The sequence below is a fragment of the Streptomyces sp. CB03234 genome, from assembly GCF_001905885.1.
Classification (GTDB): Bacteria; Actinomycetota; Actinomycetes; order Streptomycetales; family Streptomycetaceae; genus Streptomyces.
Genome location: NZ_LIYH01000003.1, coordinates 623,104 through 643,335, shown reverse-complemented (window position 1 = coordinate 643,335; position 20,232 = coordinate 623,104). Strand labels below are relative to the sequence as shown.

18 protein-coding genes are annotated in these 20,232 nt (G+C 71.7%); 9 read left to right on the top strand and 9 right to left on the bottom strand.

What is annotated here, in order from left to right:
- Positions 1-2 precede the first annotated feature (2 nt).
- Complete coding sequence (locus AMK26_RS16010; RefSeq protein WP_073755294.1) at positions 3-1,214, bottom strand: hypothetical protein; 1,212 nt, start codon at positions 1,212-1,214, stop codon at positions 3-5.
- A 248-nt stretch (positions 1,215-1,462) separates the two neighbouring features.
- Here AMK26_RS16010 and AMK26_RS36995 point away from each other — a divergent pair, with 248 nt between their 5' ends.
- The 6 genes from AMK26_RS36995 (at position 1,463) to AMK26_RS36195 (ending at position 6,652) form a co-directional block, all read left to right on the top strand.
- On the top strand, positions 1,463-1,735 hold the full coding sequence (locus AMK26_RS36995; protein WP_073755293.1) for a phosphopantetheine-binding protein: 273 nt from the start codon (positions 1,463-1,465) through the stop codon (positions 1,733-1,735).
- 60 nt (positions 1,736-1,795) lie between these two features.
- Positions 1,796-2,050, top strand: coding sequence for a hypothetical protein (locus AMK26_RS16000; protein WP_143608537.1), 255 nt, complete (start codon positions 1,796-1,798; stop codon positions 2,048-2,050).
- Entirely contained in the window at positions 2,047-3,192 is a 1,146-nt protein-coding gene (locus AMK26_RS15995; RefSeq protein WP_073755291.1) for a serine hydrolase domain-containing protein, read from the top strand. The genes AMK26_RS16000 and AMK26_RS15995 overlap by 4 nt, the downstream gene beginning before the upstream one ends.
- 8 nt (positions 3,193-3,200) lie before the next feature.
- Positions 3,201-4,580, top strand: coding sequence for a cytochrome P450 (locus AMK26_RS15990; RefSeq protein ID WP_079277613.1), 1,380 nt, complete (start codon positions 3,201-3,203; stop codon positions 4,578-4,580).
- 32 nt (positions 4,581-4,612) lie between these two features.
- Positions 4,613-5,581, top strand: a complete 969-nt coding sequence (locus AMK26_RS15985; protein WP_073755290.1) for an LLM class flavin-dependent oxidoreductase — start codon at positions 4,613-4,615, stop codon at positions 5,579-5,581.
- A gap of 126 nt (positions 5,582-5,707) precedes the next feature.
- A complete protein-coding gene (locus AMK26_RS36195) occupies positions 5,708-6,652 on the top strand; it encodes a hypothetical protein (RefSeq protein ID WP_073755289.1) in 945 nt (314 codons plus the stop codon).
- Between the two features lie 357 nt (positions 6,653-7,009).
- Here AMK26_RS36195 and AMK26_RS15975 read toward each other — a convergent pair whose 3' ends face one another.
- Together AMK26_RS15975 and AMK26_RS15970 are read right to left on the bottom strand one after the other, a co-directional pair.
- Positions 7,010-7,747 carry a formylglycine-generating enzyme family protein gene (locus tag AMK26_RS15975; protein ID WP_073755288.1) on the bottom strand — a complete coding sequence of 246 codons (738 nt, stop codon included), beginning with the start codon at positions 7,745-7,747 and terminating at the stop codon, positions 7,010-7,012.
- Entirely contained in the window at positions 7,744-8,547 is an 804-nt protein-coding gene (locus AMK26_RS15970) for a formylglycine-generating enzyme family protein (RefSeq protein WP_073755287.1), read from the bottom strand. Before AMK26_RS15970 ends, AMK26_RS15975 begins: the two co-directional genes overlap by 4 nt.
- A 199-nt stretch (positions 8,548-8,746) precedes the next feature.
- Between AMK26_RS15970 and AMK26_RS15965 the strand changes: the two genes are divergently transcribed.
- On the top strand, positions 8,747-10,330 hold the full coding sequence (locus AMK26_RS15965; RefSeq protein ID WP_073755537.1) for an AMP-binding protein: 1,584 nt from the start codon (positions 8,747-8,749) through the stop codon (positions 10,328-10,330).
- Positions 10,331-10,493: 163 nt separating this feature from the next.
- On the opposite strand, the gene AMK26_RS15960 is transcribed toward AMK26_RS15965, so the two are convergent.
- Genes AMK26_RS15960 through AMK26_RS15945 form a run of 4 tightly spaced genes read right to left on the bottom strand, consistent with a single transcriptional unit; the run spans position 10,494 to position 14,616 of the window.
- A complete protein-coding gene (locus AMK26_RS15960) occupies positions 10,494-11,729 on the bottom strand; it encodes a glutamate mutase L (protein ID WP_073755286.1) in 1,236 nt (411 codons plus the stop codon).
- Positions 11,726-13,132 carry a hypothetical protein gene (locus tag AMK26_RS15955; RefSeq protein ID WP_073755285.1) on the bottom strand — a complete coding sequence of 469 codons (1,407 nt, stop codon included), beginning with the start codon at positions 13,130-13,132 and terminating at the stop codon, positions 11,726-11,728. The genes AMK26_RS15960 and AMK26_RS15955 overlap by 4 nt, the downstream gene beginning before the upstream one ends.
- Positions 13,086-13,550, bottom strand: a complete 465-nt coding sequence (gene glmS / locus AMK26_RS15950) for a methylaspartate mutase subunit S (RefSeq protein ID WP_073755536.1) — start codon at positions 13,548-13,550, stop codon at positions 13,086-13,088. Before glmS ends, AMK26_RS15955 begins: the two co-directional genes overlap by 47 nt.
- 22 nt (positions 13,551-13,572) lie before the next feature.
- Positions 13,573-14,616 (bottom strand): radical SAM protein, encoded by a 1,044-nt coding sequence (locus AMK26_RS15945; protein ID WP_158071122.1) that lies wholly within the window; start codon positions 14,614-14,616, stop codon positions 13,573-13,575.
- Positions 14,617-14,940: 324 nt separating this feature from the next.
- On the opposite strand from AMK26_RS15945, the gene AMK26_RS15940 reads away from it, so the two are divergent.
- Positions 14,941-16,161 (top strand): cytochrome P450 family protein, encoded by a 1,221-nt coding sequence (locus AMK26_RS15940; RefSeq protein WP_241837916.1) that lies wholly within the window; start codon positions 14,941-14,943, stop codon positions 16,159-16,161.
- A gap of 77 nt (positions 16,162-16,238) precedes the next feature.
- On the opposite strand, the gene AMK26_RS15935 is transcribed toward AMK26_RS15940, so the two are convergent.
- Both AMK26_RS15935 and AMK26_RS15930 read right to left on the bottom strand, forming a co-directional pair.
- Positions 16,239-17,468 (bottom strand): MFS transporter, encoded by a 1,230-nt coding sequence (locus AMK26_RS15935; RefSeq protein ID WP_073755283.1) that lies wholly within the window; start codon positions 17,466-17,468, stop codon positions 16,239-16,241.
- 49 nt (positions 17,469-17,517) lie between these two features.
- Complete coding sequence (locus tag AMK26_RS15930) at positions 17,518-18,678, bottom strand: GNAT family N-acetyltransferase (protein ID WP_073755282.1); 1,161 nt, start codon at positions 18,676-18,678, stop codon at positions 17,518-17,520.
- Positions 18,679-18,754: 76 nt separating this feature from the next.
- Here AMK26_RS15930 and AMK26_RS15925 point away from each other — a divergent pair, with 76 nt between their 5' ends.
- Positions 18,755-20,059: an ATP-grasp domain-containing protein gene (locus AMK26_RS15925; protein ID WP_073755281.1), complete on the top strand. Its 1,305-nt coding sequence runs from the start codon at positions 18,755-18,757 to the stop codon at positions 20,057-20,059.
- The last annotated feature ends 173 nt before the right edge of the window (positions 20,060-20,232 follow it).

The window sequence follows — 20,232 nt, the reverse complement described above, 5'->3', positions numbered from 1 at the left end:
CCCTACTCGACCGCCTCGTACGAGACGACCGGCCGCGACGCCGAGACCAGTTGGTCTCCGTCGTAGACGGCCTCGACGGCCGGGGGGCGGCTCAGGAAGCGCGTCAGGCTCGCGGTCGGCCCGTAGGCGCCGACGTTGGGTACGCACAGCAGGTCGCCCTCGCGCGGTCGCGGCAGGGTGGTCCTGACCGCGAGGCGGTCCAGGGGCGTGCACAGGGGCCCCACCACGTCGGCCGTGACGGGCTCGCGGTCGTCGCCGGCGGAGAGGTTGACGAAACCGGTGGCGGGGCGGAGGACCCTGCCGAGGCCGCTCATTCCGCCGAGGACGTTGATCCCGGCGTCCAGCACGACGATCGTGCCCTCCGGGCGCTCCTTGACGTCCAGCACCCTGGTGAGCAGATGGCCGGCCGAGGCGACCAGGCGCCGGCCGGACTCGAAGTACACCTGGGGCGCCGGCCCCGTCGCCCACGTGGACAGCAGCTTGTCCAGCTCCTCCCGCAGCCCGGTCAGCACCGCGCCCGCGCCGGGTGTGGCGTACGGCCAGGGGAAGCCGCCGCCCAGGTCGACGACGCCGAGCGGGATCCCCGCCTCCCGGGCGACCAGTTCCATGGTGCTCCTGGCCGTGGCGAAACCGTCCCGCAAGGCCTCGACGTCGGGGAACTGCGACCCGAGGTACACGTGGCAGCCGCGGACCTCGACCCCGCTCGGCACCTCGGCGCAGGCCCGTACGGCGTCCTCGGGCGTAAACCCGAACTGGCGGCCGTCGCCCATGGACAGGCCCGCCTTGGAACCGGTCGGCGGCTGCAGCCGCAGCAGTGCCCCAGCCCGCGTCCCGGTCGCGGCGGTCGCCCGGCCGAGACGGCGCAGTTCGGCGGCCGACTCGCAGGAGAACGACGTCACCCCCCGCGCCAGCGCCTCCTCGATCTCGGCGGCCGACTTGCCGGGGCCGGTGTAGAGGATCTCCTCCGCGGCGTGCCCCGCCTCCAGGGCCACGGCCAGCTCCCCGGGCGAGGAGACCTCGGCCCGGCACCCGGCCCGGCGGAGTTCGGCCACGACCGAGGGGTGGGGGTTCGCCTTCAGCGAGTAGAGCAGGCTCGCCGCCTCGGGCAGGACCGACCACAGCTCCGCGGCCCGGCGCCGCAGTTCCGCGAGGTCGTAGACGTAGAGCGGGGTGCCGAACCGGTCGGCGGCCTCCCGGAGAGTGCGTTCGGTCATGTCGCAGCGTCCGTTCCTGGTTCGTCGCCTACGGCGGCATCGGGTCAATTCCGCGGCGGATGTGCTGTTTTCACGGCCGAAGCAGGTATGGCACGCGCTCGGCCGCGCTTGCGGCGGCTAGATCGCGCGCTTACTGTACTTGCGTTCGGAAGACGCGGGGCGTCCGGCCCAAAACCCGTGCACAGGCGGGTTGTTCAGCCTCGAAAGGCGCATTGTCACCCGGGCGGACCGCAAGGAGAGGGGGGCTCTTGAGCGGCACAGGCGCGATCGACCCGGCCATGACGGACCGGTTGGTGGACACACTCAGCGGCCATCTGCGGAGCGTGCCGCCCGATGTGGACTGGAGCACGGTCCGGCTTCCCGACCTCGGCCTCGACTCGATGTCCGCGATCGAACTGGTCCTCACCATCGAGGAGCGCTTCGGCGTGCAGTTCCCGGACGAGCTGCTGGTGCGCGAGACCTTCGAGTACCTGTCCTCGCTCGAGGCCGCGGTCCGGTCCATGCTCGGCGAGCGGACCTGAACGCCACGCGGCGTCCGGCCCGGCTCCGCCATTTCCGAACAGACGGAAGAAAGCACCGAGATGAGTTCTTGCATACCCACCTTTGAGGAATTCGTCCGTCCACTTCTGGTGACGGCCGAGGCACCGGACCACGACACCGTGCCGCTGAGCCGGCTGGCCGCCGGGGACTACGCGGTACTGGCCTGGCTCGACGACATCGGGACCGACCTGCCCGCCGACGTGGAGGCGGACCTCGTCGCCCGATGGGACACCGCGACGCTCCGCGACGTGTACGAGCTGGTCTACTCCACCGCCCCGGGAGCCGCGTCCTCATGACCACGACCACCACCACCACGGAACTCCGTCTCGACGCGGTACGGCGGCTGTTCGACGCCGAGATCGAGCGCGGCATCGAGACGGGGGTGCAGCTCTCCGTCTCCTACCGGGGGCAGGTCGTCGACCTCGCCGTCGGCGAGAACGGCGCCGGCCACCCGATGACCACCGGCACCTTCGTCCCCTGGACCTGCTCCTCCAAGCCGCTCGGCGCGCTCGCCTTCGCCCTCGCCTGGGAGTCGGGCGCCGTGGACCTCGACACACCGGTGTCGAAGGTGCTGCCCGAGTTCACCGGCGGCGGCAAGGAACGGGTCCGGGTGCGCGACGTCCTCACCCACACGGTGGGCATGGCGGACCCGGTACTGGCCGTCGACACCGGTGGCACCGACCTCGGGGACTTCGCCTGGTCGGACATCGACGCACTGATCTGGGCGGTCATCTGCGACGCCCCCGCCGGGCCACTGCCCGGAAGCAGGATGGTCTACAACCCGGTGACCACCTGGTACGTACTGGACCGGCTGCTGGGCGCCCTCGACGGCGGGCAGTCCGGGGACAGCTACCGCTCGATGCTCCGCCGCCTCGGCCTCACCGCCACCCTCGGCATCGACCCCGCCCTGCCCGCGGACCAGCAGGTCACGGTCACCGCGTCGGCGGACCAGGAGGAGGGCCTGCGGTACATGCAGCTCGCCAGCGCCCTGCCGTTGCCCGGCGTGGGCGTATGGGGAGCCGTACGGGACCTCCGTGTGGTCGGCGAGGTCCTGCTGAACAAGGGCGTCCACCAGGGCGTCCCCCTCGTGGGGCCCGCGACGGTGGAGGCGCTGACGGCCACGCACTGGCCCGGCTCCCCGGACCGGTCCATCTGCGACACCGACTTCCCCTACGGGCTCGGGGTGATGACGCAGCCGGCCATCTTCGGGCGCCGCACCTCCGTACGGACCTTCGGCCACGCCGGCGGCAACACCTCCACGCTGCTGGTGGACCCGCTGTTCGACCTGGTCGTGGCGGTCTACTGGAACGGCAGGCTGGACGACGTCAAGACCTTCGCCCGCCGCTACGCACTCGTACGCGCCCTCTACGACGACCTCGGACTGCCGCGCCTGCCCCGCGCCGGCCGGCAGCCCGCGTCGCCGCACCAGCCGGAGTAGGGACGGACATGGGAGACTCCCGTACCAGGGCCATGGTCAACCGACTGCCCGGCCCCACCACGTTCGGCCACCGCCGCTATGTCAGGGGCCTGCTGGGCAAGCCCTACGAGGCGCTGCTCGAACTGCACCGCGCCTACGGGCCCGTCTGCAGGTTCGGCGTCGGCAGCCAGAAGTACGTCCTGCTCTTCGGCGCCGAGGCCAACGAACTGCTGCTGACGGACGCACCGCGCAACCCCAAGTTCCTCTCGCGCGACGTCCTCACCCTGCTCATCCCGGTCGTCGGTGCCAACGCGATGGTCGTCAGCGACGGAGAGGACCACCGCCGGCGCCGCGCGCTGGTCCGCCCCGCCTTCACCCGCAGGCGCATCGAGGGCTACGTCCCGGTCATGGTGGACGAGATCCACCGCATGATCAGTGGCTGGCGGCCCGGCCATGACGTCGACGCCTTCGCCGACGTGCGCTCCTGCATCAGGAGGATCGCGATCCGGTCGCTCTTCGGTGACCGGCTGAAGGCCCACACCGACGAGATCGGCCGGGAACTCCAGACCGCGCTGAACTACATCAACCGCTCGCCCTTCCTGCGCTTCGACCACGACCTGCCGGGCACCGCCTACCGCCGGGCCATGGCCGCGCGCGAGCGGGTCGACCGCTACGTACGGGCCGAGATCGCCAAGCGGCGGGCCGAGCCCAACGACCAGGGCGACGTCCTGGACGCCCTGCTGGAGTCGTACTTCGAGGGCGACCACCTCGCCGACCTGGAAGTGCGCGACCAGGTCATCAGCCTCATCGCCTCGGGCTACGACTCCAGCAGCTCGGCGGCGGGATGGGCCGTGTACGCCCTGCTGAAGCACCCCGAAGCGCTGCGGCGCGTACGGGAGGAAGTGGCAGAGGTCGCGGGGGACGAGCCGCTCACGGCGGAACTGGTCGGCCGCATGGACTACATCGGCTGGACGGTCTCGGAGATCCTGCGCCTCTACACGCCCGGTGTGCTCACCGGCCGGACGTCGGTGGAGGACTTCGAGTTCGCCGGGCACGTCATACCCGCCGGCGCCAAGGTGCTCTACTCGCAGTACGTCACGCACCGGATGCCCGAACTGTGGGACGCGCCCCTGGAGTTCCGCCCGGAGCGCTGGAACCGCGAGGCACCGGACTACCGCGAGCCCGTGCCGTACAGCTTCGTCCCGTTCGGCGGGGGCTACCGGCGGTGCATCGGGTACGCCTTCGCCGAACTGGAGCTGAAGGTGCTCATCGCCGAGCTGGCCCGGCGGGCCGACCTCACCCTGGCCACGGACACCGTCCCGCCCACGGGTGTCGCCACGATGTGGCCGGACGGCGGGGTCCCGGTGTCGGTGCGGGCGGTCAGGCCACCGGTCGGAGCTTCCCGGTGACGCCCACAGAGTCGGAAGGGAAGGAACCACCCGTGTCCACCTGGCCGTTGTCGCTGAACTTCATCGTCCCCCCGCACTCCGCGAAGTTCGGCTTCGGCGGCAAGCTGGAGCCCGAGGACTATCTGGAGCGGCTGGGCGCCTTCATGACGGCCGCCGAACGCATCGGTGTGACGGGGGCGTTCGTCTACGACTTCCCCGTCGCCCTCGACCCGTGGCTGGCCGCCTTCGACGTGCTGGCGGGCTCCACCGCCCTCGAACCGATCGTCGCCGTGCGCCCGCACCAGGAGAGCGTCGAGTCGGTGGCGCGCAGGGTGGCCGACCTCGGCTACCGGTTCCGGCGTCCCACCCACGTCAATGTGGTCGCCGGGGCCACCCGCTCCTCCCGAGCCACGGACGACGAACGGAAGGACAAGATCGCGGCACGCGCCGAACTGGGCCGGTACGCGGAGCGGTTGCGGGCCGAGCTGGACGCGCGGTGCGACCCCGGCGTGGGTTTCTCGCAGGTCGTCACGCCGTCCTCGACGACACCCGGCCTGGTGCCCGCCGACTGCGTACTGATGATGGCGAGGCCACGCGAGATCCTCTCCGAGAGCATCGCGCGGGCCCGCAAGGAACAGCAGGTGGACCGGATCTCCATGCTGGTCGGGGTGGTGGCGCGGGACACCGAGGAAGAGGCGTGGGAGGCCGCCCGTGCCCTGAGCGGGCCGGACAGGCGCCAGCAGGTGGCGGGCCGGATGTTCATGTCCCAGGTCGTCTCCAGTGAGCACACCCAGAGCTATGCCCTCGCCGAGGAGCGGGAGGTGCACGACGAGCGCCTCTGGTACGGGGCGCCGGCGCGGGGGATCGACGCGCCCAAGCTGGTCGGCTCGGTGGAGCAGGTGGCCGCGTGGCTGCGCTCCTGCCAGGAGCTGGGAGTCACGGACGTGATCATCGACCTGCCCAACGACGCCGGTGAATACGCCTTCATAGGACGGGTGTTGCAGGCCGGCGGACACTCCTGAACGTAAGGGGAGCAGGTGTCGGGGACACCCCGCATACCGGCGTCGTCGGTTCCTGACGCACACTTCGGCGCGACGGGACGGCCGGACGGAGGGCCGCCCCACGGGGCGCTCGCACGGCACCACCGGGTGCTGGATCACGCGAGCTCCGCCGGGTACCGGTTCGCGCCGGGCGCGGCCGGGGACGGCCGGGCCGAGGCGGCCCAGTGGCTGCGCCGGGAGGCGCCGCACTGGCTGGCCGCGCTGCGGGCCGTGGCGGCGGCCGGCGACCACCGCCGGGTCATGGAGGTGGCCGGGGCCGTGTACTGGTTCTCCGGTCACTGGGCCGGCGACGGCCCGTGGGAGGAGGTGTTCGCCCGGGGCCGGGACGCCGCACGCGCGCTCGGCGAGACCGGAGCCGAAGCGGCCTTCCTCAACCACGCGTCCTGGCACTACTCGTGCGTCCTCGGGCACCGGCAGAAGGCCCGCGCCTGCGCGGTAGCGGCACGTTCCTGCGCCCGCCGAGCGGGGGACCCGCTGCAGGCCGCCTGGGCCCTGCTCCACTCGGCCCTGGCCGTCTCCCCGGTGGACGGCGAACTCGCCGCCGAGGAGGCCGCCCGGGCGGCGGCCGAGTTCGAGCTGCTGCACCACGCCGAGGGCACGCTCCGGGCCGTGGCGACCGCGGCGCGCACCCTCAGCGGCGCCGGCCGGCACGAGGAGGCCCGGCCGTACCTGGAGCGGCTCGCCACCCTCTTCGAGGAGCCCGTCGACGAGCGGCTGCGCCCCCTGGCGGCCCCCACGCTCGCGTGGGCCTGCCTGCTGAACGGGGAGGGCCTGGCGGCGGCGGGGCGATGGGCGGACGCCGAGCGGGTGTACCGCCGCGGGCTGGCGGACCTCGACCTGTCGGAGGCCCCCGGGGCCGAAGTGACCCTGTGCCTGGGACTCGCCGCCGTCCTGCGCCGCCGCCTCGGGCCCACCGCCCAGGGCGCCGCCCTGCTGCGCCGCGCCCTGCACGTCGCCATGGCGGCGGACGACGTCCAGGGCACGCAGCGGGTGCTGCGCGCCCTGGACGACTGGGTCACCACCGCGCGGTAAGGACGCCCGCCCGCCCCCTCCGGGCCACCCCAACCCGCTTTGGGCAGCCCCTGGGTCCCCTTCGCCGTCCCCGCGCCCCTTCGGACGGCCCCGGGCCTGCTCGGGCCACCGTGGGCGCGCGCGGGCGGCCCAGGCCCGCTTTGGGGTGGCCCCTGCGTTCCTTCGGTGGCCCCGTGCCCCTTCGGGCGGCTCCGGGCCCCCTTCGGGCAACCGCGGGCCCGCGCGGGCGGTTCCGGTCCGGCTTGGGCCACCGTGGCCCCTTGGGCCGCCCCGGCCCCCTTCGGCGGCTCCGGGCCGGCTCGGGCGACCGTGGGCCCGCCCGGACCACCGCGCCCCCTTCGGGGGCCCCGGCGCGCGCTAGCCGGTGGTGCGCAGCACCCGGAAGCCGATGTACGGCAGGGTGCTGAGCTCGTCCGCGGTGAAGACCGTCGCGTTCTCGAAGCTCTCCGGATTGCGCACGGTGTACGCCCCGCCCTTGATGACGCGCGAGCCGAGCCGCTCACCGGACGGGCCGGTCAGCTCGTCCGCGCACCACTCGAAGACGTTCCCGGTCATGTCCCGCAGGCCGAAGGCATTGGCCTCGGTGGTCCCGACCGGGCGCGGCCCGTCCGCCTGGGGCGCGTACGTCGCGCGGTCGAACACGTCGCCGAGGGACCAGCGCAGCCGCCGCGGGCCGGCGGCCGCGTACTGCCACTCCGCCGCCGAGGGCAGCCGGCAGTGGCCTCCCACCCGGGCTCCGAGCCACTCGCAGTACGCGACCGCCCCGCGCCAGGTCACACCGGTCACCGGCAGGTCACCGAGGTCCTCGTCGATCTCGACGGCGCCGGCCGGGCCGGTGCGCAGCCCGGTGCCGTACCGCGCGGGGAACGCGTGCAGCTCCGGCAGGGACGCCTCGTACCGGCCCTGGTCGAGCAGGAAGCGCCAGTACTGTCCGACGGTGACCGGGAACACGGAGAGGCCGAACCCGGGCGTGCGCGCGGCAGCCCCGGCGGAGGCCGGCAGTTCGCCCGCCGGGACCTCGGCGAAGGCCGGCACGCCGTCCGTCGCGGCCCGTCCGGAGCCGCCTTCCAGGAGGGATTCGCCGTACGTCGTCATCCCTGGCACACCACCCGGAAGCCGTAGACCTCGCACCGTGTGTCCTCATGGGCGGCCATGCGGCTCGCCGGCCCGATGGCCTCCGCCGGGTCGGCGAACGACCCGCCGCGCACCACGCGGAAGGCACCGCGGGAGGCTCCGACGGGATGACGCCGGTATCCGGGGGCGTACCCGCCGAAGCGGTCGTGGCACCACTCGCGCACATTGCCGAGCATCTGGTGCAGGCCCGCGGCGTCCGGCGCCAGGCTCGCCACCGGCACGGGGGCGGGCGCGCCCGGCAGGAAGTTGCCGGCCTGCGTCTCGCCCGCCCGCAGGGCCCGGCACGAAGGGCCCGCGTCGGCCGAGTTGCACTCCTCGGGCCCCGGTGGTGACCCGTCCGGCCGCCCGTCTCGGCAGGCGGCCTCCCACTCGGCCTCGGTGGGCAGGCGGTACCCGTCACGTCCGAGGTCGGCGGTGCGTGCCCCGAGGTCGTACACGGGCCGGAGCCCTTCCAGCCGTGACAGCCAGTTGCAGTAGGCCGCCGCGCCCCAGTAACTGATCTGGATCATGGGGAAGTCGCCGCAGCCCGGGCGGAGCTCGAATGCGCCCGCCCGGTTCACGATGAAGGCCGGATCGATGCAGTCGATCAGTGTGTGGTCGATGTCCTGGGGCGCGTCGCGCAGGAACGCGTGGAAGTCGGCGGCGCTGACACAACGGTCGGCGAGGCGGAAGGACGCGATCTCCACCTCGTGCATCGGCTCCGCGTGGTGGGCCGGGTCCGGCGACCCGACCGTGAACCGGCGGCCGGGAAAGTCCACCATGGTGAAGGTCCGATGTATGACGCCCTGCACTCCATACCCCCAAGTGCCCGTTGAGTGCGGTTACTTCGCAGTCCGGCAGAACCAACATCGTGTCAGGCGGCCCACGGGGGAGCAAGCCCCGCAGGGTACGGGAGGGCGGGTGCGGAGGATTCCCGGGAAGCGGCCGACGACCGGATGAGGGCTGATTATGATCGCCGAAATGAGGACCCCTTGCATAACGACCGTCGAAGCTCTCGTCAACTCCGCCGCCGAGGAGTTCGGTTCACGTCCCGCGCTGGAGGACGCCGACCAGTCACTCACCTTCCGGGAACTGCGCGACGCGGCGGCCGCGACCGCCGCCGCGCTCGGCCGGGCCGGTGTGCGACGCGGTGACCGGGTGGGCGTCTGCATGGCGAAGAGCGCCGACCAGGCGATCGCCATCCTGGGCATCCTGCTCGCGGACGCGATCGTGGTCCCCGTCCTGCCGAAGCTGAAGCGTGAGGGTGTCGCCCACATCGTCCGCGACGCAGGGATGCGCCTGGTGATCACCGACGAGGTACGTGCCCGGGAGATCACCGACGCGGTGCCCGGCGTACCCCTGCTGTACGGGCAGGAGGGCGACGTCGATCCGGCACTGATCCTGCCGCGGCTGCGCGCCGGGGAGAGCGGGACGGCCGCCGCCGGGGCGTCGATCGGATCCGACGTGGCCGCGATCATCTACTCGTCGGGATCCACCGGACGCCCCAAGGGCATCATGGTCACCCACCGCAACATCACGGACGGCGCGCGGATCACCGCCGCGTACCTGGGGACCCGTACCGACGACCGGATCGGGAGCCTGCTGTCGCTCAACTTCGACTACGGGCTGAACCAGCTGTGGCAGGCCCTCCTCACGGGCGCGTGCCTCTGCCTGCACGAACTGGTCTTCCCCGCCGACGCCTTCCGCTTCCTGCACGAGCGGCGGATCACGGTGCTGCCCGTCATGCCGGTGATCATCACGCGGCTGTTCGACCCCCGGCTGCTGCGCCGGCGGCCCTCGTACGACCTGTCCTCGGTGCGGTACGTGTCGACCTCCGGCGGAGCGGTCTCGCAGCGGATGCTCGACGACCTGGCGCAGACCTTCCCGGCGGCCCGGGTCTTCCTGATGTACGGGCTCACGGAGGCGTTCCGCTCGACGTACCTGGATCCGGAGCAGCTCGCCAAGCGGCCGAACTCGATCGGCAGGGCGATCCCGGACGTGGAGATCCTGGTCCTCGACGAGGAGTTGCGCGAGGTCGGTCCCGGCGAGCGGGGCGAGCTGGTGCACCGCGGCGGCTGCGTGAGCAAGGGCTACTGGAACGCGCCCGAGGAGACGGCCGCGAGGTTCCGCACACTGCCGCGGTACCCGGGTGAGCGGGTGGTCTTCAGCGGGGACATCGTGACGAAGGACGAGGAGGGCTACCTCTACTTCGTGGGGCGGCGCGACGCCATGATCAAGACGTCCGGCTTCCGGGTCAGCCCGACGGAGGTCGAGGAGATCGCGGCCCGGTATCCCGGCATCGGGGCATGCGCCGCCGTCGGGGTCCGCAACATCGAGATCGGCGAGGACATCGCGCTGTTCTACTCCTCCTCGGACACCGAGCCGGTGGACGAGACGGAATTCCGCGGCTTCCTCAAGGACAGCCTGCCCTCCCACATGGTGCCCCGGCACCTGTGGCAGCGCGACACCCTCCCCTCCACCGGCAACGACGGCAAGATCGACCGGCAGGCGCTCGCGACCGAAGCCGCCGCTCTGGTGGACGCCGGGACGGGCGAGAGCCGCTGATACGGGTGCGCGGGCGCACGCCCCGCACCTGGGGCGCCGCGGGGCTGCCGTGCCCGCGCGCCGGCCGCTACGACGAAGGCCGGTCCCGCCGCGCGTGCGGCAGGACCGGCCCTCTGCCTTCCCCGGCAACCACCGGACCCCGCACCGGCCCGGCCGGGTACCGTCACGCCCCGACCGGACGCGGGTCCAGCAGTCCACGCGTCCACAGGAGCGGCGCCTCGTCCACGGCACATCCCGAGGACGCCGACCTGAGGCCGCAGGCGGCCTCGGCGACCCTGCCCAGCAGGGCCGGTTCGAGGCCACCGACGGCGCCCCCCGTGACGACGAGGCGGGCGGCCGCCCGTCCCAGCTCGACGCCATGGCGCTCGTGAAGGTCACGCAGGGCCAGGAAGACGCACCCCAGGACGGCGTCACGGGTGGGCAGCGCGGTCGCGTCACCGTCGCGGAGCCGCTGGTAGCGCGCCCGGTGGCCCGTGGGGGACACCGCGTGGACGAAGTCGCCGAGGTACGGGGCGTCCGCGAGCCGGGCGAGCAGTGAGCGGTGCGCCCCGCCGACACCGAGGCCGGTGAAGACATGGCTCTCCACCTGGTCCCCGCCGCCGGCGGCGCGGTAGTGGACGTCGGTGGTCGTCCCGCCCACGTCGAGGACGGCGAACGGCCCAGCACCCTCGGCGTCCGCCTCGGCGGCCAGCCGGCGAGCCGCCGTGGCGACCACCTCGGGGGTGGGCAGCACCGGTACCTCGGTGAGCTCGGCCAACGCCCGAAGTCCCGCGCGGTCGACGAGGTCGTCCAGGTGGATCCGGCGCAGCGCTTCGGACAGCGGGCCGCACTGGGCACGCAGGTGTACGTCGAGCACGTTGTCCACCCGGTAGCGCGGCCGCAGCGCCGTGACGGCCGCCGCGTCCCGCGCACCGGCCCACACCGCGACGCGGTGAGGGTGCTCCGCCAGGCGTACCGCGCGTACGGCGGCGTCGACGCGCCGGTGGTCCGTACCGTCCACCCCGCCGACCAGCACCAGGACGTCGACCGGCGGCAGCGGGCCGTCGACCGGTGTGTCCAGCGCGCGGGTGTAGGCGATGTCGGCGCCGGCGAACACCGCGGCGCGGACCGCGGCCGCGATGCTGTACCGGCCGGTCATGCCCGCCACCCCGACCGTGGGGCCGCCGTTGGCCGAACTGCAGGCCCTCAGCCGGTCCGTGGACGGGTCGAAGCCGTGCCGGGCCAGCAGTTCCACCGCCTGGTCGCCCGGTGCCGTACCGGGCTGCCGGGCGACGCGTACCACCGCGTCCGCCGGCCCCGACGGCCGGGCGCGGCACAACGTGATCACCGTACTGCCGACGTCCAGCAGCCAGACGGGCGCTGCCGAGGAGTCCGTCACCGTCAGGGAGCCCTTTCTCACGCCAGGACGCGCAGATCGTTGAGCAGGCGCTCCCAGAGCGGTCCCTCCTGTGGCCGGCCGGAGCCCGCGAGCTGCCGTTCCCGGCGCAGGTCGGCCGCCGAGACGGGCACCGATCCGGGGTCCAGGATCCGGATCCGCCGGCCGGCGCCGCGCTCGGTCACCAGCCGTGACGCGTTCTGCTCGTGCGGAGCGAACGGCACGTCGATCACTCCGGCCAGTACGGCACGGAACACCGACTGCGCGAAGGCCGGGGACGGATCGTCGAAGACGTGCTCCAGCACCCGGTCGACCTCACTGCCGATCAGCGCGGCCTCCTCGTCCACCGTCTCCCCGCTGAGGGAGCCGCCCTCGGGGAACATGTCGAGGACGTAGCGCACCGCGCGTACCGCCGCGCTGTTGGCCTCCACCGAGGGGATGCCGAGCGCCTCCTCGGGCGTCTTCACCACCACCTTGTCGGCCCGCATCAGCGCGGCGGCGGTGGCGCACACGGCGATCAACTGCCAGGCCAGCGAGGCCTCCACGGGGAAGGCGCCCATCCACTGGTGGTAGACCAGGCTGACGTGCACGTCCTCGAAACCGAACCGGGCCAGCAGCGCGCCCGCCCGGTCGCGCAGCACACGCGCCGTGGCGAGGTCCTGCTCCAGACTGCCGGTGTGCCCGAAGCCGACCGAGAAGGAGGTCACCCCCTGCTCCGCGGCGAGCAGCAGTTCGCAGAGCTGTACGGCGACGACGATGGCGGGCGGTACCAGTGTGGCCGTCAGCGGACCGAAGGACTCCCGGTGCACGGGCAGGCCGGGAGGGCCGCTCACGGCGCACAGCCGGTCGACGTACTGCCAGTGCATGAGCGCCTGGTCCAGCGGATGGTCCCGCGAGTACGGCAGGGTGTAGCACAGCCCCCCGCCCTCGATGTCGGTGATCCCCGCGGCCAGTGCCGTCTCGACCAGCAACCGGGCGTCGGGCGTGCCGTGGCGGAGGCTGACCGGCCGGTCCACGCCCTGGTACAGCTCGCGGGTGGCCAGGTGCCCGTGCGCGATCAGCGGGTAGCCGTTCAGCAGGTCGCGCCCCTCGGCGACGCCGGTCTTCAGGTGGCGGGCGGCGGCCGCGTAGTCGTTGTGCCGGGTGTGGCTGTCGACGGTCAGCGGGATGAAGTCGGCCCCGGCCTCGTGGAAGGCCAGCGTCAGCTCCCGCTGCCGGCCGGTGGTGGGGAAGCCGCCCCGTGGCTGGAGGTAGGGGCGGTGGTGAGGGGTCCGGTAGGCGTGTGACGCGAAACGGCTCCTGGGAAGGGTGGCCAGGTGGTCGCGCGCGGTGCCGGTGCCCAACCGGATCTCACCACTGAGTTCGAGCAGGGCGGAACGCTCACTGTCCAACTCGTCCAGGCGGGCGTCCCTGCTGGGCGTTGCCATGGTTCAAGTCCTGTCGGAGTGCGTGGAAGACCTCGTGGAAGTCGGGCGGGCGGTGGAACACCCGATGGAAGCCGTAGCCGGTGAAGAGCCGGTGGACTTCCCGTGTCGGCCGGTCACCCACGACGAGGTTGCCACCGATGTACAGCAGGACATCGGCCAGACCGCGCTCGGCGAAGGTCCGGCCGATGTCCACGCACGACGTCTCGCCCTCGCCGTTGATCGAGGAGACCAGCACGGCACGGCTTCCGGTCTCCAGGGCCGCCTCGACGAAGTCGTCGACCTCGGTGTTCGTCCCGATGTTGAACGGCTGGAAGCCGTTCTCCGCCAGTCCGAGGGCCAGGACGCGGTTGGCCACGACGTGGATGTCGTGGCCGATCACACCGAGTACGACACCTGGTGCGGCCCGCCCCTCGGACACGGGGGAGGATCCGTCGGTCACATCAACTCTGCGGACGCGTCGCCAGCTGGGGCATCGGGAGCATGGTGACCGACGACTTGGCCGGCTTCTGCCCCTGGGTGTCGAAGTGACGGAAGCACGAGAACGTTTCTTCCTCGTGCTTGCTCTGCACGAACTCCTGGAGCTTCGGGCTCTCCTCGTAGATGCGCAGGAGGTTGGTGTCGAAGACGTTGCCGATCACCTCGGGCGCGCCGAGCTCACAGATCAGCACATCACCGTTGGAGTGCAGGTGGAGCTGCGCCTTGCCCTCGATGCAGCTGGCGTAGACGACCCCCGGGTCGCGCAGCAGCGGCTGGAGGCGCTTCCAGGAGTCCGTGCCGGGGCGGAAGTAGGCGGACAGGCAGCTGAAGAAGATCGACGTCCGCGGGTCGCGGGCGCTGATCATGTCCGAGATGGCGTCACAGATGACCTCGGGCGAGAGGGTGTTCTCGTACCCCTGGTGCACGCCCGGGATCTCCATCTGGACCTCGTGCTTGCGCACCCCGAGATCCGCGGCGAACCGGTGCACCTCCGCCATGCGCGTGTGCGTCTCGTCGAACAGGATCGTCTCGACGACCGTGTCGATCGTGGGGGACGCCACCGAGCGGCTGATCGCCTTGACGATCTTCGGGAACATCTTCTCGGTGACCTTGTAGAACGCCGAGTGGCTCTGGGCGTCGGTGTGGTTCAGGGAGAAGTGCAGCACCCCGAGGCCGGCCGCTTCCAGACGCTCGAACTTCTCGTCCGTCAGCAGCGTTCCGTTGGAGTTGATCTGGGTGTGGATGCCTTTTTCGGTGCAGTAGGCGACGATGCTTTCGCAGAGGTCGAACTCGAGGAGGACCTCGCCGCCGGACAGCTTGACCCGTTCCAGGTCGGGCAGCGTCTCGACCGTCTGCTTCACCTCGTCGAGGGACAGGATGCGGCGCTCCTGGAGGTCATAGGCGCCACAGTAGGAACACCGGAAGTTGCATCGAGAGGTGACCCCTATCTCGATCGCGCGCAACTTGCCGAAACCGGTCTTGCTCATCTCCAGTGACTTGAAAGACAAGACTCCCCCGCCTGATCGTTTGAAGGATGAACATCTGCGATCACGTACCTGCTGCAGCATAGATACGGTGTACGTCGGCCCACAAGGCCCATTGGCCGTCCCGGCCCCGCAACTCCGGCCGGGATATGGTCAGTTGTCGCAGGTGAGCGGCGCCTTCGGGGGCTCGTCCATCGCCGGGCGGCCGCCCCGGCCGGCCTCCCGCGCCGATCACCGGCGGAGTCGCATGGCCCACACCGTTACCTTTCAAACGAACCGCAGGTTCAGCCCGCAGCACAACGTGCGGCACGTGGCGGGTATGGCCGCATCGATCAGGGGGAGGACACCGTGTCTGACGCACGAATTACGGCGTTGACGAGGCTGGACGAGAAATTCCTGCAAAACCCGCACGAGCTCTTCGGGTACATGCGAGGTGAGCAGCCCGTGCAGGAGGTGATCCTGCCGCGCGGGATCAAGGTGTGGCTGGTGACGAGCTACGCCGATGTGCGGACCGTGCTGACAAGCCCGGCCGTGAGCAAGGACATGCTGAGCGCCGTGCCGCTGCTGGAACGCCACTCCATCTCGGACCAGCCCCAGTCGTTCGAGGCCGAACTGGCCCTGGCCGGGCACATGCTCAACACCGACCCGCCGGACCACACCCGGCTGCGCGCTCTGGTGAACAAGGCGTTCACCACCCGCAGGGTGGAGCGGCTGCGGGGCCGGGTCGAGCAGGCCGCCGACGAGTTGCTGGACGCGATGGCCGGGCACGACGAGGTCGACCTGTTGTCCGCCTACGCCTTCCCGCTGCCGACCACGGTGATCTGCGAGCTGCTCGGCGTTCCCGACAGCGACAAGGACGAGTTCCGCGACCTGTCCATCACCATGACCTCGGCCGCCCGGCACGAGGAGATGGCGGCGGCCGCCCTGGGCATGGCCGACTACCTGATGAGGCTGGTGGAGTCGAAGCGGGACCACCCGCTGGACGATCTGCTGTCCGCGCTGGTGCACGCCCGCAACGACGAAGACCGGCTCACGGACCCCGAGTTGCGGTCGATGGCGTTCCTGCTGCTGGTCGCCGGACACGAGACCACGGTGAACCTGATCGGCAACAGCGTGATGATGCTGCTGCGAGACCCGGACCAGCTGGCCGCCCTGCGCGCCGACCCGGCGTTGCTGCCCGGCGCGGTCGAGGAGTTCCTGCGGCACGAGGGCCCGCTCAACATCGCGACGTACCGCTACACCACACAGCCGCTCCGGCTCGGTGACGTGGTGATCCCCGAGGGGGAGTTCGTCATGGTCTCGCTGTCGTCGGCGAACCGGGACGGCACCAGGTTCCCCGACGCCGACCGGCTCGACATCACCCGCGACGCGTCGGGCCACATGGCGTTCGGGTACGGAATCCACTACTGCGTGGGCGCTCCGCTCGCCAGGATGGAGGCCGAGATCGCGATCGGCAAGCTGCTGCGGCGCTTCCCCGCCCTGGCGCTCGCCGAGGACCCGGAGACGCTGCGCTGGCGGCCCAGCACGCTCATACGCGGGCTGGAGACCCTCCCGGTCCGGCTCCGTTGACGGCCCGGCTGCGCTGACGGCCCGGCCCGGCGGCGGGGTCGTGCACCCGTCGCCGGGCCGCCGTACGTGCGAACCGGTCAGGCCTTCACCCGGCGTACCGCAGGCAGGACCAGGAGCAGCGCCGCGCTCACGGCCTGCCACACCGTGGCCGCCCACAGCACGGCGCTCGCTCCCGTCACCTCGGCGACCGCCGCCGCGGCGACGAGTCCGACCGGGGAGAGCGAATAGGAGCAGACCGCGTCGAACGACGAGACGCGGGCGATCAGCTCGTTGTCGACCCTGCTCTGGAGCAGCGTGGTCCAGATCGCGTTGAAGACGGCGAGGCTGGCCCCTCCGGCCGCGGCGGCCGCCGCCGTGACCGGCAACGGCATCGGTACGGCGAGACACAGCACGGGCAGTGCCCACACCCCCTGGGCCAGGACGATCACGACCACCGGCCGGCTGGGGGACCAGCGCAGCAGCACCGGTGCCACCAGGATGGAACCGGCGCCCAGGGCCGCGAGGATCAGGCCCCAGCTGTCGCCCCCGCCGAGGTCCTTCTCCGAGACGATCGGACCGAGCACCAGGAAGGGGGCGTACAGCAGCCCGTTGAACAGGGCGAAGGTGACGCTGATCAGCCAGATCCAGGTCTGCGAGCGCCATGCGGTGAACCCCTCCCGCAGGTCGCCCAGCGGCGACCTGGTGGCCCGCTTGACGTAGGGCGGGATCTTGACGAGCGCGATCGCGACGACGCTCACCAGGTAGGTGGCCGCGTCGAGGGCGAGTGCGATGCCCGGACTGGTCGCCACCACGATGAGCCCGGCGAGCGCCGGGCCCGCCACGACACCGATGTCCTTGGCCACACCGATGAGGACGTTGGCCCGCTGCAGCTGGGCGGCGGGGACGATGCTGGGCGTGAGCCCGGCCATCGCGGGTGTGAAGAACCCGGTGCCTATGTTCTGGACCGCGTGCAGGAGGAACATCGCCCACACAGGCGCGTGTCCGATCAGCACCAGGGTCGCGAAGGTGCCCTGCGCCAGGAAACGCGTCGTGTCGCTGATGAGCATCACCCAGCGCCGGCCGAAGCGGTCGGCGACGACCCCGCCCGCCAGCAGGCACAGGATGTTGACGGTGACCCCGCCGGCGATCACCAGCCCCAGGTCGGAGGGCGAGCCACCGACGCCGAGTACGGCGAAGGCGACCGCCACCCTTTCCATTCCGGTGCCGAGGAGGGAGACACTGTGGCCGATGTAGAAGCGGCGGAAATTGCGGTGCGCGAGTGGCCCGAACCGGCTTCCCGCCGGAACCTCCGTCTTGGTGATCCTCATGGAACCACGCTAGTGGCGGTGCCGATCCGGTGCGAAGCCAACTGCCTTATCAGCAAAAGGACTTCCACTCGTCGGCGAGCAATGCCTTGGTCACGGCGGGCGATTCGGCGGTCAGCCGGTCCAGGAACGCCGCATTATGTGCCCGTACGTCGTTCTCCCGGCCCTCCAGCGGGCTGCCGGGAGTCAGATCGAGCAGCCACAGCGGCCGCAGTTCCGCCCCGCGCAGCGCCTTTCCGCCCGGGGTGGCGATGCCCGCGTGCAGCCACCGCACACCGGGCATGCGGGCGGGGATGTAATAGGCGAGGTTGAAGTACTCCGCGGCGCCCCGCAGACGCTCGTAGTCGAAACCGACCGCCCGCAGATAGACCGTGTCCCCGTCCCGTACGTACAGGCAGCATCCCACCGGCGGCTCGTCGCCGACCGAGCACAGCAGCACCTCGGCCCGGTCCCCCGCCAGCTCGGCGTGCTTGCGGAAGGCCTCGATGTAAGCGTCGGCGCTGCCCTCGATGCCGTACCGCTGCTCCGTCCTGGCGGCGAGCCGGCCCACGTGGGTGTACGCGTCCCGCAGCACACGGTGCTCGACGCGGTACCCGGCCTGTTCGAACTTGCGGACCTCGCTGCGCACCCGCCGCCGTCGATGGCTGGACCCCATGGTCTCCAGCCATTCCTCCCAGCCGCCCGGCGGGATCCCGAGCCAGGCGTCCGCGGTCAGGGCCACCGGCATCGACCGCACGCCCGCCGCCCGCAGGGCCAGCACATCGGCCGTGGTGAGGTACATGGCGACGCGGGCCGGCCCCGCCGTCGATCCGGACGGGCCCACGGGGTCGGGCAGGGACCGTACGGCCTCGAGCAGCGCACCCGCCGCGTCGACGCTGTCCACGCCCGGCGTGGCCAGCAGGTGCGCCAGATAGCCCCGGCGCTGCGCCACCAGCACGCCACCCGCCGGCGGGCTCGGCAGGCCCCGCTCGGTCAGCACGTCGTGCCAGCGCAGGTGCGGGTTGGACATGCCGTCCGGCTCGGTCGCCGCGACGGGGACGGCCGCGCGACCGCCGCCCGGCAGGTCCACATGGAGGCCGCCGGAGACCGCTCCGGCTTCCAGAGCCACCAGACGCAACCAGAACGCCGAGGAGTAGAAACGGCCGTCGGCCATTCCGTCCCACTCGGCGTCGGTCAGTCCGCCCAGCGGATCGGTGAAGTAATCGGCCCCCATTGCCTGTTGCCCCCTGCGCTCGGCGTTCGAACGGTCCTCTACTAAACGCTTCTCCGGGTGTCCTACCCTAGCGGCCATGGGATCACCTGCTGCCGGAAAAGACCAGTACCTGCTCGTGTTCGGGGCGACAATGGCCCTGCGGGAACGGGCGGTTGTGGCCGCTCTGCGTGTGTTCGACGGTCCGGTCGTCACCATCGCCCGTTCCGTCGACGCCCGCGCGGCCAAGTTTTTCGACCACGTGCTCATCGGTGACTTCAGCGATCCGGAGGCGTCACTGCGGGCGGTCCTGGACTTCGAGAAGGAGACGGGGATGACACCGGCGGGTGTCGTGCCGTTCTTCGACCCCGGGCTGCTGCCGGGCCGGCTGATCGCCGACCACTACGGGCTGCCCTTCCTCAGCCACCGGGCCATCGAGGACTCGGGCATCAACAAGGACCGGATGAAGGACCGTCTCCTGGCGGCGGGGGTCGCCACCCCGCGCCATGTGCGGGCGGACGACCTCGACGAGGTGTGGGCGGCCGTCGCCGAGCTGGGGCTGCCGTGCGTCATCAAGCCGTCGGCGTTCGGCGGCAGTCTCGGCGTACGGCTGATCACCGAGGAGTCCGAGATCGCCGAGGCGTACGCCACGGTGAGAGGAATCATCGATTCCAACGCCGCGACCTTCACGGTGAAGAACAAGGGCATTCAGGTCGAGGAGTTCTGCACCCTCACCGAAGAGGTGTCCGTCGAGGTGCTCACCCACGGGGACCGGCCCAGGGTGCTGGCCGTGACCGACAAGTCCCACGGCCCCAAGCCCTACTTCGCGGAGGTCGGCCACCGCGTCCCCAGCGTCCACTCGACGCGTACGGACGTCCTCGACCTCGCGGTCCGGGCCTGTGAGGCCATCGGCCTCGACCGTGGCGTGGCGCACGTGGAGATCCGGCTGGAGGGCGACCGCGCCCCCCAGGTCATGGAGGTCGGCGCGAGGACCGCGGGTGACGGCATCCTGGACCTGGCGGAGCGCGCGCTGGGCTTCTCCTCGTACGAACTCCACGTCCGTTCCTATCTGGACCGGCTCGACGGCGTCGCCGTGCCGCCGCACGAGCCCCGAGGCCTGGCCGCCATCGCCGTCCTGAAGGCACCGCCCGGCCGGATCGCCGAGATCCGCCCCGCCCGCGAGGTGGACGCGGCGGTCTGCGCGTACGAGGTCTTCGCCGCCCCCGGTTCCGTCTCCAGCGCGCAGCAGGCCAACTACCTGCACCGCGAGGGCTATGTCGAGTGCTACTGGCCCGGCGCCACCCCGGAATCGGTGCCGCGCGACGCGCACCTCGACATCGCGGCCGATCTGGCGGCGCAGATCTTCGGGATGGAAGAGAGGGAAGAGGCGGACGGCGAGCGCTGAGCGGGCGGCGGGAAACCGTCGCCCCGCCGGAGCACCCTCATCGCCACCGTGGCTTAATCAAAAGTTCGTGCGACAACCACGCAACTCCTGTAAGTTGGCGAACACTTGTGCTCTGCGACCGCGGGGGTGTGACCAGGGCGAGCCGTGTGCCGCGGCTCCAGCACCCCCAAGGC

Coding starts and splice junctions, on each gene's coding strand:
- AMK26_RS16010 (WP_073755294.1), bottom strand. CDS start 1,214: ATGACCGAACGCACTCTCCGGGAGGCCGCCGACCGGTTCGGCACCCCG.
- AMK26_RS16000 (WP_143608537.1), top strand. CDS start 1,796: ATGAGTTCTTGCATACCCACCTTTGAGGAATTCGTCCGTCCACTTCTG.
- AMK26_RS15995 (WP_073755291.1), top strand. CDS start 2,047: ATGACCACGACCACCACCACCACGGAACTCCGTCTCGACGCGGTACGG.
- AMK26_RS15990 (WP_079277613.1), top strand. CDS start 3,201: ATGGGAGACTCCCGTACCAGGGCCATGGTCAACCGACTGCCCGGCCCC.
- AMK26_RS15975 (WP_073755288.1), bottom strand. CDS start 7,747: ATGACGACGTACGGCGAATCCCTCCTGGAAGGCGGCTCCGGACGGGCC.
- AMK26_RS15970 (WP_073755287.1), bottom strand. CDS start 8,547: ATGGTGGACTTTCCCGGCCGCCGGTTCACGGTCGGGTCGCCGGACCCG.
- AMK26_RS15965 (WP_073755537.1), top strand. CDS start 8,747: ATGAGGACCCCTTGCATAACGACCGTCGAAGCTCTCGTCAACTCCGCC.
- AMK26_RS15955 (WP_073755285.1), bottom strand. CDS start 13,132: ATGGCAACGCCCAGCAGGGACGCCCGCCTGGACGAGTTGGACAGTGAG.
- AMK26_RS15935 (WP_073755283.1), bottom strand. CDS start 17,468: ATGAGGATCACCAAGACGGAGGTTCCGGCGGGAAGCCGGTTCGGGCCA.
- AMK26_RS15930 (WP_073755282.1), bottom strand. CDS start 18,678: ATGGGGGCCGATTACTTCACCGATCCGCTGGGCGGACTGACCGACGCC.
- AMK26_RS15925 (WP_073755281.1), top strand. CDS start 18,755: ATGGGATCACCTGCTGCCGGAAAAGACCAGTACCTGCTCGTGTTCGGG.